The following is a 15,594-nucleotide window of genomic DNA, read 5'->3' as shown; positions in this document are numbered from 1 at the left end:
CTGCCTGAAACCTGCGCCGAAACGCAATGCGGAAACGGTTCAGGTTGTGGGCGGATCGAGTAGGAAATTGCTTTTCATGTCGACACCGGCGTCCGATTCCAGCGTGTGAACCTGTGCTTCGTCCTTCAGGTTGACCCCCGACAACTGTCGCCGAGAGGCTTCGCGCATCAGATACAGCAAGCGATGCGCCGCCATGCCGTAACTCAAGCCTTCGAGTCGCACGTTGGAGATGCAATTGCGGTAGGCATCGGTCAGCCCGACCTTTGGATTGTAGGTGAAATACAAACCCAGGCTGTCCGGCGAACTGAGGCCCGGCCGCTCGCCGATCAGCATCACCAGCATTTTCGCGCCGAGCAATTGACCGATTTCATCGCCGACGGCAACGCGTCCCTGTTCCACCAGAACCACCGGTGCTATCGACCAGCCGTCAGCGCTCATTTGCTCTTCCAGTCGGTTGAGAAACGGCAGCGTGTGGCGATGCACCGCCAGCGCCGACAAGCCGTCGGCCACGACAATCGCCAGATCAACACCGCCCGGATGCGCTGCGGCGTAGTCACGCAGGGTCTGCGCGGAGTCATCGCTGAGCTTGCGGCCCAGATCCGGACGTTGCAGGTAGCTGTTGCGATCCACGGCGGCGCTGTGCAGCAGCAGGCTCTCGCGCCCGCGTTCAGTCAATTGCGCACTGAGTCCGGCATGATCAAAAGGCAGATGCACGGCATCCCGCGCCTGGGCGTGGGCGAATTGGAAATCCAGTTGCGCACTCGTCGGCAAACTGGTGCCGGTGCGGCCCAGGGCGATCCGCGCCGGGGTCAGGCGGCGCAGTTCCAGCCAAGGGTTTTGCGGGTCGATGGGCGGCTTTTCCATATGACTCATCCCAGTTGCGCCAGCGCTTGGCGGAAGGCCGGTGGCAGGTTGTTACCGAAGCGAACCTTGCCGTCCGCCTGAGTGAAGATGCCCATGTTCGCCAGCCACTGCTCGAATTCCGGCGCCGGTTTCAAGCCCAGCGTCTGGCGCGCGTAGAGCGCGTCATGGAACGAGGTGGTCTGGTAGTTGAGCATGATGTCGTCGGAGCCGGGGATGCCCATGATGAAGTTGATCCCGGCGACGCCCAGCAGGGTCAGTAGGGTGTCCATGTCGTCCTGATCGGCTTCGGCGTGGTTGGTGTAGCAGATGTCGCAGCCCATCGGCACGCCGAGCAGCTTGCCGCAGAAATGGTCTTCGAGGCCGGCGCGGATGATTTGCTTACCGTTGTAGAGGTATTCCGGGCCGATAAATCCTACGACGGTGTTCACCAGAAACGGTTTGAAATGCCGTGCCACGGCATAGGCTCGGGTTTCGCAGGTCTGCTGATCGACGTCGTGGTGGGCGTTGGCCGACAGCGCGCTGCCCTGACCGGTCTCGAAATACATCAGGTTCTGCCCAAGGGTGCCGCGATTCAGGCTCAGGCCTGCGTCATAACCCTCCTGCAACACGTTCAGGTTGATGCCGAAACTGGCGTTGGCCGCTTCGGTGCCGGCGATGGACTGGAACACCAGATCCAGTGGCACGCCACGATTGATCGCCTCGATGGAGGTGGTGACGTGAGTCAGCACGCAGGCCTGAGTCGGAATGTCGTAGCGCTGGATGATCGCGTCGAGCATTTCCAGCATCGCGCAAATCGAAGCGATGCTGTCGGTGGCCGGGTTGATGCCGATCATCGCGTCGCCGTTACCGTAAAGCAGACCATCGAGAATGCTCGCGGCGATGCCGGACGGTTCGTCGGTCGGATGATTGGGTTGCAGGCGCGTCGACAGGCGACCGCGCAAGCCGAGGGTGCCGCGGAACTTCGTTACCACGCGAATTTTCTGCGCCACCAGCACCAGATCCTGCACGCGCATGATCTTCGATACGGCGGCGACCATTTCCGGGGTCAGACCGGGGGCGAGGTTGCGCAGGCTGGTTTCATCGGCGGCGTCGCTGAGCAGCCAGTCGCGAAAGCCGCCGACGGTGAGGTGGCTGACCACGGCGAAGGCCTGTGGATCGTGGGTGTCGATGATCAGGCGGGTGACTTCATCGGACTCGTAAGGAATCAACGCTTCGTGCAGGAAGTGCGCGAGCGGGATGTCGGCCAGCGCCATTTGCGCGGCCACGCGCTCGCCATCGTTGAGCGCGGCGACGCCGGCGAGAAAATCCCCCGAACGGGCCGGGCTGGCCTTGGCCATGACGTCCTTGAGGCTGTCGAAGCGATAGGTCTGGGCGCCGACCGTGTGTGCAAAACTGGCCATACAGAATTCTCCGTGACGGCGCGGGCCAAGCCTGCGCCGTGGTTTTCGGCAATCAGTGCAGTGCTTCTTCAGCTTTCTGAATCGCCGCGAATTCCTCTTCCGGCGTGCCTGCTACCAAGTGATGCCGACTGTAGAAAGCAAAGTAAGCAATTAACACTCCATAGATGACGGCGGCACCGATTACCACCCGTGGGTCGACCAGGAAGCCCGCAACCACGGCGATGCACGCCAGCACCAAGGCCACTCCTGAGGTAAATATGCCCCCTGGTGTGCGGTACGGTCGGTCCATTTTGGGGCGGCGAATCCGCAAGGTGATGTGCGCGGCCATCATCAGTACGTAGGAAATGGTTGCGCCGAACACCGCCACCAGAATCAGCAGGTCACCTTGGCCGGTCAGCGACAGGGCGAAACCGATGATGCCGGGAATCACCAGCGCCAGTACCGGAGCTTTGCTTTTATTGGTTTCGGACAATTTGCGTGGCAGATAGCCTGCACGGGACAGCGCGAAAATCTGCCGCGAGTAGGCATAAATGATCGAGAAGAAACTGGCGATCAGCCCGGCCAGCCCAACGAGGTTGACGAAACTGCCCATCCAGGTCGAGCCGCCGTAGGCTTTGCTCAACGCTTCGACTAGCGGGTTGCCGGACGTCAGCAGCGAGTTGGCGCCCGCACCGCCGGGGCCGACGATCAAAATCAGCAGGGCAAACATCAGCAGCACCAACATGGCGCCGATCAGGCCGCGTGGCAGGTCTCGCTTGGGATTCTTGGTTTCCTCGGCGGCCAGCGGCACGCCTTCAACGGCAAGGAAGAACCAGATCGCATAGGGAATCGCCGCCCAGACGCCGACGTAGCCGAATGGCAGAAACGGACTGGCTCCCGTAGCGGCAGTCACCGGAATGTCGAGCAGGTTGGCAATGTCGAAGTGCGGCACCATCGCCACCAAAAACACCCCCAGCGCCAGCGCGGCGATGGCGGTGATGACAAACATCAGCTTGAGCGCTTCGCCGACCCCGAAAATGTGGATGGCAATGAAGATGATGTAGAAGGCCAGATAGATCATCCAGCCGCCGATGCCAAATAAAGACTCGCAGTAGGCGCCGATGAACACCGCGATGGCCGCAGGGGCAATGGCGTATTCGATGAGGATCGCCGTGCCGGTGAGAAATCCGCCCCACGGCCCGAATGCGCTGCGGGCAAAACCGTAGCCACCCCCGGCGGTAGGGATCATCGAAGACAGTTCGGCGAGAGAGAAGCACATGCACAGATACATGGTGGCCATCAGCAGCGTGGCGAGAAACATGCCCCCCCAGCCACCTTGCGCCAAGCCGAAGTTCCAGCCGGCGTAGTCGCCGGAAATCACGTAAGCAACGCCCAGACCCACCAGCAATACCCAGCCGGCGGCACCCTTTTTCAGCTCGCGTTGTTGGAAGTAATCCGAACCGACTTTCTCAAAATCGACGGAGGCACCGGTCGCCGGAGCACCCGTCGGAAATTCGCTAGGCATAGGGTTCACCTTTCTTATTGTTGTATTGGCCCCGCAATTCGGTCAGGAACTGTCGGGGTTGAATAGCACACCGCTTTCGCGAGCAGGCTCGCTCCAACATTGGAGTTGTGTCGGGTCGAACATTGCGGGTGCACGCAACTCCCTGTGGGAGCGAGCCTGCTCGCGAAAGCTATCTGAGGGGCGTTGCAGAAACGACTGCCTCGCCCCTCATCCGCTTAGAAGAAGCCCAATGGATTGATGTCGTAGCTCACCAGCAGGTTCTTGGTCTGCTGATAGTGATCGAGCATCATCTTGTGGGTCTCACGGCCAACGCCGGACTTCTTGTACCCGCCGAACGCGGCGTGCGCCGGGTACAGGTGATAGCAGTTGGTCCAGACGCGACCGGCCTTGATCGCGCGGCCCATGCGGTAGGCGCGGTTGATGTCGCGGGTCCACAGGCCGGCGCCGAGGCCGAACTCGGTGTCGTTGGCGATCGCCAGCGCTTCGGCTTCGTCCTTGAACGTGGTGATGCTCACCACTGGGCCGAAGATTTCTTCCTGGAACACGCGCATCTTGTTGGTGCCCTTGAGCAGGGTCGGCTGGATGTAATAGCCGGTGGACAGATTGCCCTCGAGTTTTTCCACCTTGCCGCCAGTCAGCAGTTCGGCGCCTTCGCCCTTGGCAATTTCCAGGTACGAAAGAATCTTGTCGAATTGCTGTTCGGACGCCTGCGCGCCGACCATGGTGTCGGTGTCCAGCGGATCGCCGCGTTTGATTTGCAGGACTTTCTTCATCACAACGGCCATGAACTCGTCGTAGATCGATTCCTGGACCAGTGCGCGGGATGGGCAGGTACAGACTTCGCCCTGGTTGAAGAACGCCAGCACCAGACCTTCAGCGGCTTTTTCAATGAAGGTCGGCTCGGCCTGCATGATGTCTTCGAAGAAGATGTTCGGCGACTTGCCGCCCAGTTCCACGGTCGACGGAATGATGTTTTCGGCCGCACATTTCATGATGTGCGAGCCGACCGGGGTCGAGCCGGTGAAGGCGATCTTGGCGATGCGTTTGCTGGTCGCCAGCGCTTCGCCGGCTTCTTTGCCATAGCCCTGAACAATGTTCAGTACGCCTGGCGGCAGCAGGTCGCCGATGAGTTCCAGCAACACGGTGATGCCCAGCGGGGTTTGCTCGGCAGGCTTGAGCACGACACAGTTACCGGCGGCCAGCGCTGGGGCCAGTTTCCACGCGGCCATCAGGATCGGGAAGTTCCACGGGATGATCTGGCCGACCACGCCCAGCGGTTCATGAATGTGATACGCGACAGTGTTGCCGTCGATTTCGGCAGCGCTGCCTTCCTGGGCGCGCAGGCAGCCAGCGAAGTAGCGGAAGTGGTCGGCCGCCAGCGGGATGTCGGCGTTGAGGGTTTCGCGGATGGCTTTGCCGTTGTCCCAGGTTTCGGTGATCGCCAGTAGTTCGAGGTTCGCTTCAATGCGGTCGGCGATTTTCAGCAGGATCAGCGAGCGCGCCTGCACGGAAGTGGAACCCCACGCATCGGCTGCGGCGTGGGCGGCGTCCAGAGCCTTGTCGATATCTTCGGCAGTGGAACGCGGAAATTCGGCAATTGGCTGGCCATTCACTGGCGAGGTGTTGGTGAAGTACTGACCTTTGACAGGCGCGACGAACTCGCCGCCGATGTAGTTACCGTACTTGGCTTTGAACGAGACTTTGGCGCCTTCAGTACCGGGGTGAGCGTAACGCATGATGATGTTCTCCTTGGCTTTGTACTTATTAGAGAAACGCGCAAGTGCGCTTGCTATAAGCGTAGAGCAAGGGTCGGGCCACTGCCGTGCGGGGCAGTTAAATCAAGGGTTTAAGCGGTTTATGTCGGACGAGTGGATGACACCTGTGACGCTTTCGGTACAGCTAGGGTGACAGTCTGTACCGCTTCTGGCACAACCTGTGACCGGACAGTCTTGCCAGCATTGCAATGCGTCGGTGGCTGGAGGATGCTGGGCGTCACCTCAGCAGTGGGCCGTCGAGCCTCGGGGAGAACAATAAGAAATGCACGACAACCATTTGAGTCGCCATGCCCAACAGGTTCTCACCGTTACCCAGGGCAAATCGCACTTGCACGGGCCCGGATCTGATCCGTCGATTGCCCGGTCGTGGCTGCGGTGTCTGGAGGATTACCACCTCGATCCGGCCTTGGCCATCGCGCCCACTGTGCTCGAACACGGGCGCGTCCTCGAGAGCCGCGAACGTCTGCAACAGGTCTTGCAGATCGCCGGCAATGAAATGAGCAGCCTGCATCAACAACTCTCCGGCGCCGGCCACGCGGTGCTGCTGACCGACGCGCGCGGGGTGATCCTCAACTGCGTCACCGCACCCGCCGAACGCAAGATCTTTGAGCGCGCCGGCCTTTGGCTCGGCGCCGACTGGAGTGAGGCCTGCGAAGGCACCAACGGCATCGGCACCTGCCTGGTCGAGCGTCAGGCGCTGACCATCCATCAGGATGAACACTTTCGCGGTCGCCACACCGGCCTGACCTGCTCGGCGAGCCCGGTGTTCGATCCTCACGGCGAACTGCTCGCCGTCCTCGACGTGTCTTCGGCTCGCCATGATGTCTCGCGGCAGAGCCAGTTCCACACCATGGCGCTGGTCAATCTGTCGGCGAAGATGATCGAGAGTTGCTACTTCCTGCGCTGTTTCGATAACCAATGGTTGCTGCGTTTCCACCTGCAAGCCGAGTCCGTCGGGCTGTTCAGCGAAGGCTTGCTGGCGTTTGACGGGGAAGGGCGGATCAGCGCGGTCAACCAGAGTGCGCTGAACTTGCTCGGGCACATTCGTGGCGGTTTGCTGGGCAAACCGGTCGAAGCGTTCTTCGATTGCTCGCTGGATGAATTGCTCGGTCGCGCCAGCGCTCACGCCAGCGCCAGTTGGCCGCTGCGCACCCGCGATGGCCGGCATCTGTTTGCGGTGTTGCGCGGCGAGTCGCGCAAATCTCTGCCGATCATGCCGGCCCCGGTTGTGGCCAAGGCGCAACCATTGTCGGGCATTTGCCTCGGTGATCAGGCGCTGCAGGCCGATTTCCGCAAAGCCTTGCGCGTGTTCGAGCGTGATGTGCCGCTGTTGATCAACGGCGAAACCGGTTCCGGCAAAGAAGCCTTCGCCAAGGCTGTGCATCACGCCAGCCAGCGTTCGAACAAAGCCTTCGTCGCCCTCAACTGCGCGGCCATCCCTGAAAGCCTGATCGAGAGCGAACTGTTCGGCTATCGCGGCGGCAGTTTTACCGGCGCGCGCAAGGACGGCATGCGCGGCAAGTTGCAGCAGGCGGATGGCGGCACCTTGTTCCTCGATGAAATCGGCGACATGCCGCTGGCCTTGCAGACGCGGTTGTTGCGAGTGCTCGAAGACCGGCAGGTGGTGCCGATCGGTGGCGAGCCGGAAGCGGTCAATGTGCGGATCATCAGCGCCACCCACCGCAATCTGCTGGAGCGGGTCGCGGACGGCAGTTTCCGTGAGGATCTGTATTACCGGCTCAACGGTTTGGAAGTGGCATTGCCGGCGCTGCGCGCGCGCAGCGATAAATCGCAGTTGCTGGATTTTCTCCTGGCCGAGGAGGCGGGCGCTGAAACGATTGTGATCGACGAGGCGGCGCGTCAGGCCTTGCTGGCGTTCAACTGGCCGGGGAATGTGCGGCAATTGCGCAATGTGCTGCGTACGTTGGCGGCGCTGTGCGATGAAGGGCGAATCGGCATGGAGGATTTGCCGGTGATGATTCGGCTGGGGAGTCCGGCGATTTCACAGGTCGAGTGCTCGGAGCATCCGCTGGAAGACGCCGAGCGACTGGCGTTGCTCAATGCGCTGGAGCAAACCCGCTGGCACATGACCCAGACGGCGCAGCAACTGGGTGTCAGCCGCAATACCCTCTATAGAAAGCTGCGCAAACACGGTATCGCCCGATCTGCGTGATCTGATCGTTCCCACGCGGAGCGTGGGAACGATCATGTCGAGGCAGCTAAAGAGTGCGATTTCCCCCTCCCTACGCTAACCTGCGGCCATGTTTTACGAGGTCGACTATGCACATTCATATTCTGGGTATCTGCGGGACTTTCATGGGCTCGATGGCAGTGTTGGCCAAAGAACTGGGCCATCACGTGACCGGCTCCGACGCCAACGTCTATCCACCGATGAGCACGCAGCTTGAAGCCCAAGGCATTCAACTGACGCAGGGTTACGACCCGGCGCAGCTCGATCCGGCGCCGGATCTGGTGGTGATCGGCAACGCCATGTCGCGCGGCAATCCGGCGGTGGAATATGTGCTGAACAAAGGCCTGCCGTACGTCTCCGGCCCGCAGTGGCTGGCCGACCACGTGCTGCAAGGTCGCTGGGTGCTGGCGGTTGCCGGCACGCATGGCAAAACCACCACCAGCAGCATGCTCGCCTGGGTGCTGGAACACGCGGGCATGAGCCCGGGTTTCCTCATTGGCGGCGTACCGCAGAACTTCTCGGTGTCCGCTCGCTTGGGCGGCACGCCGTTCTTCGTGATTGAAGCCGACGAATACGACAGCGCCTTCTTCGACAAACGCTCGAAATTCGTTCACTACCGTCCGCGCACCGCGATCCTCAATAACCTTGAGTTCGATCACGCCGACATCTTCCCGGATCTGCCAGCGATCGAGCGGCAATTCCATCACTTGGTGCGCACCATTCCGAGTGAAGGCCTGGTCATTCATCCGACCACCGAGCCTGCCCTGCAGCGTGTCATCGAAATGGGCTGCTGGACCCCGGTGCAGACCACCGGTGCTGGCGGTCAATGGCAGGTCAAGTTGCTCAGCGAAGACGGCTCGGCGTTCGAAGTGATGTTCGAAGGCGTGTCCCAAGGCACTGTCGAGTGGGAGCTGACCGGTCAGCACAACGTCGCCAACGCCTTGGCTGCGCTTGCCGCCGCGCGCCATGTCGGCGTGGTGCCATCGATGGGCATCGCCGGGTTGAGCGCCTTCAAGAACGTCAAACGCCGGATGGAGAAAGTCGCCGAGGTACGTGGCATCACCATCTATGACGACTTCGCCCACCACCCGACCGCCATCGCCACCACCCTCGACGGTCTGCGCAAACGCATTGGCGACGCACCGCTGATCGCGATCATCGAGCCGCGCTCCAATTCGATGAAGCTCGGCGCGCACCGTGACGGCTTGCCGGACAGCGTGGTCGATGCCGACCAAGTGATCTGGTACGCCCCGGCCAACCTCGGCTGGGATCTGGCCGGCACCGCCGCGTTGTGCACTGTGCCATCGATTGTCAGCGATTCGCTGGAAGGCATCATCGAGCGCGTGAAGAGCCAGGCTCAGCCCGGCACCCACGTGGTGATCATGAGCAACGGCGGCTTCGGCGGCCTGCACGGCAAACTCGCCGAGGCGCTGCAATGAACACTCGTTTCGAGAGCAATGGCCCCGAGCGCATCACACTGGCGATGACCGGCGCGTCCGGCGCCCAGTACGGTTTGCGCCTGCTTGATTGTCTGGTGCGTGAAGATCGCGAAGTGCACTTCCTGATCTCCAAGGCTGCGCAATTGGTCATGGCCACCGAGACCGATGTAACGCTGCCACCGAAACCGCAGACCATGCAGGCGTTCCTCACCGAATACACCGGGGCGGCTGCCGGGCAGATCCGTGTGTATGGCAAGGAAGACTGGATGTCGCCGGTCGCTTCGGGTTCCGGCGCACCCGCGGCGATGGTGGTGGTGCCGTGTTCGACCGGCACGTTGTCGGCGATCGCCACGGGCGCCTGCAACAACCTGATCGAACGCGCTGCCGATGTCACTTTGAAAGAACGCCGCCAGTTGATTCTGGTGCCGCGTGAGGCGCCGTATTCGAGCATTCATCTGGAGCACATGCTCAAGCTGTCGAACATGGGCGTGACCATTCTGCCGGCGTCGCCGGGTTTCTATCACCAGCCGCAGACCATCGATGACCTGATCGATTTCGTCGTGGCGCGGATTCTCAATCTGCTCGGCATTCCTCAAGACATGCTGCCGCGTTGGGGCGAGCATCACCTGAGCAGCGATGAATAAACTGCTGGTAATCGTGCTGGCGCTGCAACTGGCTGGCTGCGCCACCGCGCGCACCCTCGATGCGGCAAAACCGGGCGCGCCGGTGGTGTATTCGGGAACGCGCCTGGATTTGTATGCGCTCAATGGCGGCTGTTGCGCGATGGATCGCTTTGGCGCCGAGGCCCCGAGTTACCCGGGCGTGGATCTGCCGGCCAGCGCGTTGCTCGACACGTTGCTGCTGCCGTTGTCATTGCTCACCGTGATCGGCGTGAGCTTCCAGGCCACTGGCGGCTTGTAAAACCCCGTTACGGCAGCGTGATCAATGGGGGCGGAAAGTGAATGCCGTCGGCAACCGTCTCCGCGCCTTTGTTCAACACGATGATGCGTTTGCCCGCGGCTGCCACCGCGTCGATCAAGGCATCGTATTCGTGCTGATTGGAGGCGCCACTCCAGGTGCGCGCCTCGATGGCATCAGCGTGGCTTTGTCCGGAAGTCCCGGCGCGTTCCAAGGTCTGGATAAACACATCCTCGACCAGTGCCGCACGGCTCATCTGTGAATTGACCAGCCAGATCCGCGCCGCGCTCAAGCCCCGCGCGGACATGGACACATGCCCTTCCTGATCACCCTCCGGAAACCAGGTTTTGCTGCCCTTTGGCCGCGGGTTGATGGCGTGCGCGTTGTACACCTGATTGTCTCGTCCCAATACCACCTCGACGTCGCGGGTGTCGAGCAAATAGCAGAAAGCGAACTTCTGTGCGCGGCGTTTCGGCGTGTAATCGTGGGTCAGGTGCAGCTCGCTGTCGGTCTGCGACTGTTGTCCGGAGTCTTCCGGTTTGCCAGGAAAGCGGTGCAATTGTGAGTCGTAGGCCAGCGCCTGGGCATTGGTCTGCTGAGCAAGCTTCATCGCGACCCCGAGACTGAGCGTTGCGCTGACCGCGATCTGGCTGGTGGTGCCTTCGGCGAGCGTTGTGCGGGGCAGCATGGTGCCGTCCCGGACAAACTCGAACGGGGAACGGTCATCGCCCCTGAACATCGCTGGAATATCCGTCCTGAACAGGCAGTTGTGGGTGTTGCGCTGAAAGCCGCTGTGCAAGAGCAAACCCTGGAAAAATGTCGCCGTCAGACTGGCCTGCAAGAAACTTTGGCGTTTTTCCCCATAGCGCAGTGTGAGGATTTCAGTGCGCAACTCCGGCATCAAGGCGTCGAAGCGTCGCGAGTTGGTGTCATCGAGCATGCTATCGCGATGGGCTTCCGCCCAACGCGGTAACCCGTCATCGATCCGGTGGGCAAATTGTCCGGAGATCTTCACCTCGTCGCACAGTTGCGCAAGTTGCTCGGTGGTCAGGTTGTAGTGGCGCAATGTTGTAATGAAGGCCGGGAGCTGCTTGAGCAAGGTTTGCGGGCTGCACCACAATCGCAGGTAATCGATCAACTGCTCTCGGCGCGATGCGTATTCGCGAATTTTTACCCATGTTGGCGGCTTGCCTGTCTGGGCCACTTCCGTGCGAAAACGCACGATGTCCGCGCCTTGGATTCGGTACAGATTCCAGATGTCGACATCACGCCAATAGGTACAAAAAGGGGCGACAACTGCAGCCGAATAGGGGGTGGGCTCGACAATGAACAGGTGCGCGCCGCTGCGAAATGCCAGTTGCAGCACCGGGCCGGCATCGTCGGTCAGTCCGGGCTTGCGGTGCAGTTCGATATAACCCTGAAAGTTCGGCTCGGCACGGTCCCATTGATAGTGTTTGGCATGACCGTACCCCGGTGGTTTGCTACTGGCTTGCGGCATTTTAGGGGCTGGCGCCGTTGCTGATGGCGTGGGCATATATGCAGCTTTCCAGTTCAGACTGACGTTGCCGATCTTCTTCGCCAGTTGCACGGGGGAGAAGTTGAAAGCCTGCAAGGTGCTGAGGAATAACTCGCGATCCATGTCGGGCGACGTCCAGCGCCGCAGTTCGTCCAGCAGATAGACGTTGTCCATGCGGTCGGCACGAATATTGGCCCAATGCGGTTTTTTACCGGTGGCGTGCGCTTCGCTGCGAAACTGCGTGATGTCGGCGCCCTCAAGTCCGTACAGGTTCCACAAATCGCGATCAGCCCAGGCCGGCAACAGTTCAGCCGGTTCATCAATGCGCGGGGCAGAAGGTTCAACACGAATCATCAGGCCGTTTTCGTCGCGAAACGCGTGGATTGGCGTGGATTCGGTGACGTCGCCCCAGCCCTTTTTGCGATAAAGCAACACATAGCCGTGGTGATTGGCAGCGGCGTCATTCCAAATGTATTGGCTGATGTCGATGTGGCCGGCAGCGGCCGTGACCGGCGGCACAGGTGTCAGCTCAATGCGGGGTTGTTTGGCGGACGATGCGCCGTCGTTGATGCCCGCTGGCGCAGCGGTAACATCTTCGATGCGAAAACCCGACCCAACCTCTTCTTGCTGCACCCTCGGCACCGTAACAACCGGCTCGGGGATCAACGGCAGGGTCGGTTCCAGGGCGGGGTTTGGCCCGGTATTGTCCTGGCGGATCAGCCTGGGAGTGTCGATGCTTGCAAGGTCAGGATTTGAATCAGGCGGGCGCGGCGCCGCCGTCGGGGGCTTTTTCGGAGACATCAAGGAGTCCTTTCATTGATTGCGTGAACGTTTATGGCGAGTGCGGCCCAGGCCAAAAAGGGCGGCGCAGCGCACCCGTCTTATGCAGGACACGCTAACGATCGAAAGGAGGGGGAATGTGGTATCGGGATATAGCGTGCGGGGGGATGTGCTTCAGTTTATTGCTGCTGATGAGTCGTCGAGCGCAGACAACGCAGAGCCTGCACTCGACGGTTCAATGGGACGGATCACTTGCCGAGTTTGCGCAAATCATCCGACTCGATCACCCGCACGCCATCCTGTTCTTCCAGCGCCAGACGCCACATCGCCCGGGCCAGTTGGCAGGCTTCGATGCCGCGATATTTGCCGGGAATCAGCTTCGACAACGGCCCGGCCAATTGCTCGGCCAGGCGCGGTTCGGTGCGCTCGCCCAACAACAGCGAAGGCCGGCAGATGGTCAGTTGCGGCCAGTCTTGCGCGCGCAAGGCCTGCTCCATTTCACCTTTGACCCGGTTGTAGAACACCGAGGACTTGGGATCGGCACCGATCGCGCTGATGACAATAAGATGCCGCGCGCCCATTTCCCGCGCACGCTTGCCGAAGGCCACGACCATATCCAGATCCACGGCGCGGAACGCCGCTTCCGAGCCTGCCTGCTTGATGGTGGTGCCCAGGCAGCAATAGGCGATATCGACGCGGCCACTGAGTTGTGGCAGAAACGTCTGCGGATCGCCGACCGGGTTTTCCAGGTGTGGATGTTCCGCCAGTGGTCGACGCGAGGGGGCAAGCACGCGAGAAATCGTTGGCTCGTTGAGCAAACGGTCGAGTAGATGTTCACCGGTCAAACCGGTGGCTCCGGCAAGCAATACGTGCTGAGGCGTCAAGTACATAGTGTCTCTCCCTTGATACTGTTCAGCTTAGTTGCTCTTTATCGCTCCGTCGTTCAATGCAGCACTTTGCAAAGCTTTTCTTGCTTGCTGTTTGCGCAGCAGTTGCCAGTGCGACAGCACGGTTTTCGGCGCCCAGATCTGCGGCTCCGAGGCTTCGAAATTGTCCGCCAGTTCACGCTCGGCGACGGTAGCTTTGGCCAGTTTGAAGGCTTGCTCCAGATCGTCGGTCTGGTTCAGCGCCTGGGCGAACAGCGCATCGCCGAAGTAGGTGAAGTTGGCTTCTTCCGAACATCCGAAGGACACCCGATCGGCGCGCGAGGCGGTCATGATCAGCGTGCGTTCGTCTTTCAGCGCCGGGATAAATCCGCCGGAGTAGCACGATGAAATCACGATGATCTTGTCACGGTTTTTCAGCGGCGCGAGCACGGCGGCGAGCTCGTCGGCGGGCAGGTCGGCCAACTCCATGCGCGGCTGGTCGAGCACCAGTTCATGTTCGGCAGTGCCGTGGCTGGTCAGGTAGATGAACAGCAGATCTTCCGGGCCGCTGCGTTCGGCCAGGGTTTGTGCGGCGCGGCGCAGGTTCTCGCGGGTGGCCATCGGCCGGTCGCCGAGGTGGTCGCGGTGGTTGACCAGACGAATCTGGCCATAGGCGCCGAAGCGCGTGCCGAGCATGTTGGCGACGTAGTCGGATTCGCGCAGGAATACGCTTTGCTTGCCGTCGCCACCGAGGGTCAAGGTGTACAGTTCGATTGCCGGGGTCGAGTGCGGAATGGCCGCCAGTGCATCGTCGAGCAAGCGGCCCTGCGCGAGCAGACCGAGTTCCAGCGTGTCGGGCAGCAACTTGCCATCGGCGTCACGCACGCGCTGGCCATTGATCCAGCTGCCGCTCATCACGCTGCCATCGGTCAGCACCAGGGTCCCGCGTCCGGAATAACTGTCGTTGTCGAAACCGCCGATGTAGAAGCTGCCGTCAGACAGATTCAAACGGCCCTGACCGCTGAAGCGCCAATCGCTGAATGTGCCGATGTAATGGCTGCCGTCGGCGCCGATCAGTTCGCCCTTGCCGCTCAGCGCACCTTCCTTGAATTGGCCGAGCCAGACATCGCCGTCAGCGTTTTCGTAGCGGCCCTTGCCGTGCAATTGATTGTTCTTGAAACCGCCGACATAGATGTCGCCGTCAGCGCTGTTGAAGGTGCCGTTGCCTTCCAGCTGACCGTTGACGAAGCGCCCGGTGAACGAGTTGCCGCTGGCGTCGCCACGCTGACCTTCGCCGTTGGGTTTGCCGTGGGCGAACTGGCCTTGATAAGAGCTGCCGTCATCCATTTCCAGCCGGCCGAGCCCGGAATACTGGTCGGACTTGAATTCACCACGGTAGGTCATGGCGTTTTCTTTCAGCGTGCCTTCGCCTTCGCGCCGGCCCTGCTTGAAGCCGCCGGTGTAATTGCTGGCGTTGGTGGTCAGGCTGCCCTGGCCGTCGAACAACCCTTGCTGGAACTGCCCGCGATAGACTTCGCCATTGCTGCCGTGCCATTCGCCCTGACCGTGCCACTGACCCTTGTCGAACTGCCCGGCATACCAACTGCCGTTGGGGTAATCGACGCGCCCCTGACCTTGCAGCAAGCCGTCGACCAGTTCACCGCGATAGCGTCCGCCGTCGGGCAGGCGCGCATCCGGAGGCAACAGCGATTCGCCGTCGCCGCAAGCGGTGAGCATCAGGGTCAAGGCAATGGGTGCAAGAGAAGCGAGTGAGCGCATAGCGGGATCCGGGCAATTAGGCGACCGAGTATGCCGCAGCTATGCGTCGCATAAATAGAGACGTGACGCGAAACAGCGTGCGCTGCTTCGCATCCAGAGCGATCAGACGAAGCAGAGCGACAGCGGCTCGGCGATATACGCCGGTTTGTCCGAACCTTCTATCTCAAGCGTTGCGGTGGCTTTGAGCAGCCACTGGCCCGGTTTTTTCTCGGTCACTTCGCCCAGATCGACCTTCAGGCGGACTTTCGAATTGACCTTCACTGGCTGGATGAAACGCACGCTGTCCAGGCCATAGTTGACCACCATCTTCACGCCTTGCGGCAGGACGAGGATATCTTCCATCAATTTCGGGATCAGCGACAACGACAGGAAACCGTGGGCAATGGTGCTGCCAAATGGCGTTTGCGCGGCTTTGACCGGGTCGACGTGAATGAACTGATAATCACCGGTGGCTTCAGCGAACAGGTTGATGCGCTCCTGATCGATGGTGAGCCATTCGGAACGTCCAAGTTCCTTGCCGACATAATCTTTGAGCTCTGCAACGGGAACATAGGGCATTGAG

12 protein-coding genes are annotated in these 15,594 nt (G+C 60.9%); 4 read left to right on the top strand and 8 right to left on the bottom strand.

Going from position 1 to position 15,594, the window contains the following annotated elements; all coding sequences use genetic code 11:
* Nucleotides 1-39: 39 nt before the first annotated feature.
* The 4 genes from eutC to exaC form a co-directional block, all read right to left on the bottom strand.
* Entirely contained in the window at nt 40-873 is an 834-nt protein-coding gene (eutC, locus tag ACQ4OE_RS25240) for an ethanolamine ammonia-lyase subunit EutC (protein ID WP_430948282.1), read from the bottom strand.
* On the bottom strand, nt 870-2,264 hold the full coding sequence (locus ACQ4OE_RS25235) for an ethanolamine ammonia-lyase subunit EutB (protein WP_430948281.1): 1,395 nt from the start codon (nt 2,262-2,264) through the stop codon (nt 870-872). Before ACQ4OE_RS25235 ends, eutC begins: the two co-directional genes overlap by 4 nt.
* Nucleotides 2,265-2,316: 52 nt before the next feature.
* The gene (gene eat / locus ACQ4OE_RS25230) at nt 2,317-3,768 is read right to left on the bottom strand and encodes an ethanolamine permease (RefSeq protein WP_430948280.1); all 1,452 of its coding nucleotides are present in this window, start codon (nt 3,766-3,768) and stop codon (nt 2,317-2,319) included.
* A gap of 215 nt (nt 3,769-3,983) precedes the next feature.
* Entirely contained in the window at nt 3,984-5,504 is a 1,521-nt protein-coding gene (gene exaC / locus ACQ4OE_RS25225; protein ID WP_430948279.1) for an acetaldehyde dehydrogenase ExaC, read from the bottom strand.
* Nucleotides 5,505-5,805: 301 nt separating this feature from the next.
* Between exaC and ACQ4OE_RS25220 the strand changes: the two genes are divergently transcribed.
* From ACQ4OE_RS25220 to ACQ4OE_RS25205, 4 genes are all read left to right on the top strand, one after another.
* Nucleotides 5,806-7,716, top strand: coding sequence for a sigma-54-dependent Fis family transcriptional regulator (locus ACQ4OE_RS25220; RefSeq protein ID WP_430948278.1), 1,911 nt, complete (start codon nt 5,806-5,808; stop codon nt 7,714-7,716).
* Between the two features lie 107 nt (nt 7,717-7,823).
* Entirely contained in the window at nt 7,824-9,173 is a 1,350-nt protein-coding gene (gene mpl / locus ACQ4OE_RS25215; RefSeq protein WP_007909560.1) for a UDP-N-acetylmuramate:L-alanyl-gamma-D-glutamyl-meso-diaminopimelate ligase, read from the top strand.
* Entirely contained in the window at nt 9,170-9,817 is a 648-nt protein-coding gene (gene ubiX, locus ACQ4OE_RS25210) for a flavin prenyltransferase UbiX (RefSeq protein ID WP_158956780.1), read from the top strand. Before mpl ends, ubiX begins: the two co-directional genes overlap by 4 nt.
* Nucleotides 9,810-10,094: a YceK/YidQ family lipoprotein gene (locus ACQ4OE_RS25205; RefSeq protein ID WP_122592679.1), complete on the top strand. Its 285-nt coding sequence runs from the start codon at nt 9,810-9,812 to the stop codon at nt 10,092-10,094. Before ubiX ends, ACQ4OE_RS25205 begins: the two co-directional genes overlap by 8 nt.
* 7 nt (nt 10,095-10,101) lie before the next feature.
* Here ACQ4OE_RS25205 and ACQ4OE_RS25200 read toward each other — a convergent pair whose 3' ends face one another.
* The 4 genes from ACQ4OE_RS25200 to ACQ4OE_RS25185 form a co-directional block, all read right to left on the bottom strand.
* Nucleotides 10,102-12,408: a hypothetical protein gene (locus ACQ4OE_RS25200; RefSeq protein WP_430948277.1), complete on the bottom strand. Its 2,307-nt coding sequence runs from the start codon at nt 12,406-12,408 to the stop codon at nt 10,102-10,104.
* Between the two features lie 227 nt (nt 12,409-12,635).
* A complete protein-coding gene (locus ACQ4OE_RS25195; protein WP_122592681.1) occupies nt 12,636-13,277 on the bottom strand; it encodes an oxidoreductase in 642 nt (213 codons plus the stop codon).
* A gap of 27 nt (nt 13,278-13,304) precedes the next feature.
* The gene (locus ACQ4OE_RS25190; RefSeq protein WP_430948276.1) at nt 13,305-15,032 is read right to left on the bottom strand and encodes a C13 family peptidase; all 1,728 of its coding nucleotides are present in this window, start codon (nt 15,030-15,032) and stop codon (nt 13,305-13,307) included.
* Between the two features lie 102 nt (nt 15,033-15,134).
* Nucleotides 15,135-15,590: a MaoC family dehydratase gene (locus ACQ4OE_RS25185; RefSeq protein ID WP_034153755.1), complete on the bottom strand. Its 456-nt coding sequence runs from the start codon at nt 15,588-15,590 to the stop codon at nt 15,135-15,137.
* Between the last annotated feature and the right edge of the window lie 4 nt (nt 15,591-15,594).

Source organism: Pseudomonas sp. WC2 (assembly GCF_050586545.1).
Lineage (GTDB): Bacteria > Pseudomonadota > Gammaproteobacteria > Pseudomonadales > Pseudomonadaceae > Aquipseudomonas.
The sequence above is the reverse complement of the archived record's forward strand: the minus strand, read 5'-3'. Positions and strand labels throughout refer to the sequence as shown.

Excerpts from the sequence above, each read along its gene's own strand:
- eutC (WP_430948282.1), bottom strand. The coding sequence starts at position 873 with ATGAGTCATATGGAAAAGCCGCCCATCGACCCGCAAAACCCTTGGCTG.
- ACQ4OE_RS25235 (WP_430948281.1), bottom strand. The coding sequence starts at position 2,264 with ATGGCCAGTTTTGCACACACGGTCGGCGCCCAGACCTATCGCTTCGAC.
- eat (WP_430948280.1), bottom strand. The coding sequence starts at position 3,768 with ATGCCTAGCGAATTTCCGACGGGTGCTCCGGCGACCGGTGCCTCCGTC.
- exaC (WP_430948279.1), bottom strand. The coding sequence starts at position 5,504 with ATGCGTTACGCTCACCCCGGTACTGAAGGCGCCAAAGTCTCGTTCAAA.
- ACQ4OE_RS25220 (WP_430948278.1), top strand. The coding sequence starts at position 5,806 with ATGCACGACAACCATTTGAGTCGCCATGCCCAACAGGTTCTCACCGTT.
- mpl (WP_007909560.1), top strand. The coding sequence starts at position 7,824 with ATGCACATTCATATTCTGGGTATCTGCGGGACTTTCATGGGCTCGATG.
- ubiX (WP_158956780.1), top strand. The coding sequence starts at position 9,170 with ATGAACACTCGTTTCGAGAGCAATGGCCCCGAGCGCATCACACTGGCG.
- ACQ4OE_RS25205 (WP_122592679.1), top strand. The coding sequence starts at position 9,810 with ATGAATAAACTGCTGGTAATCGTGCTGGCGCTGCAACTGGCTGGCTGC.
- ACQ4OE_RS25200 (WP_430948277.1), bottom strand. The coding sequence starts at position 12,408 with ATGTCTCCGAAAAAGCCCCCGACGGCGGCGCCGCGCCCGCCTGATTCA.
- ACQ4OE_RS25195 (WP_122592681.1), bottom strand. The coding sequence starts at position 13,277 with ATGTACTTGACGCCTCAGCACGTATTGCTTGCCGGAGCCACCGGTTTG.
- ACQ4OE_RS25190 (WP_430948276.1), bottom strand. The coding sequence starts at position 15,032 with ATGCGCTCACTCGCTTCTCTTGCACCCATTGCCTTGACCCTGATGCTC.
- ACQ4OE_RS25185 (WP_034153755.1), bottom strand. The coding sequence starts at position 15,590 with ATGCCCTATGTTCCCGTTGCAGAGCTCAAAGATTATGTCGGCAAGGAA.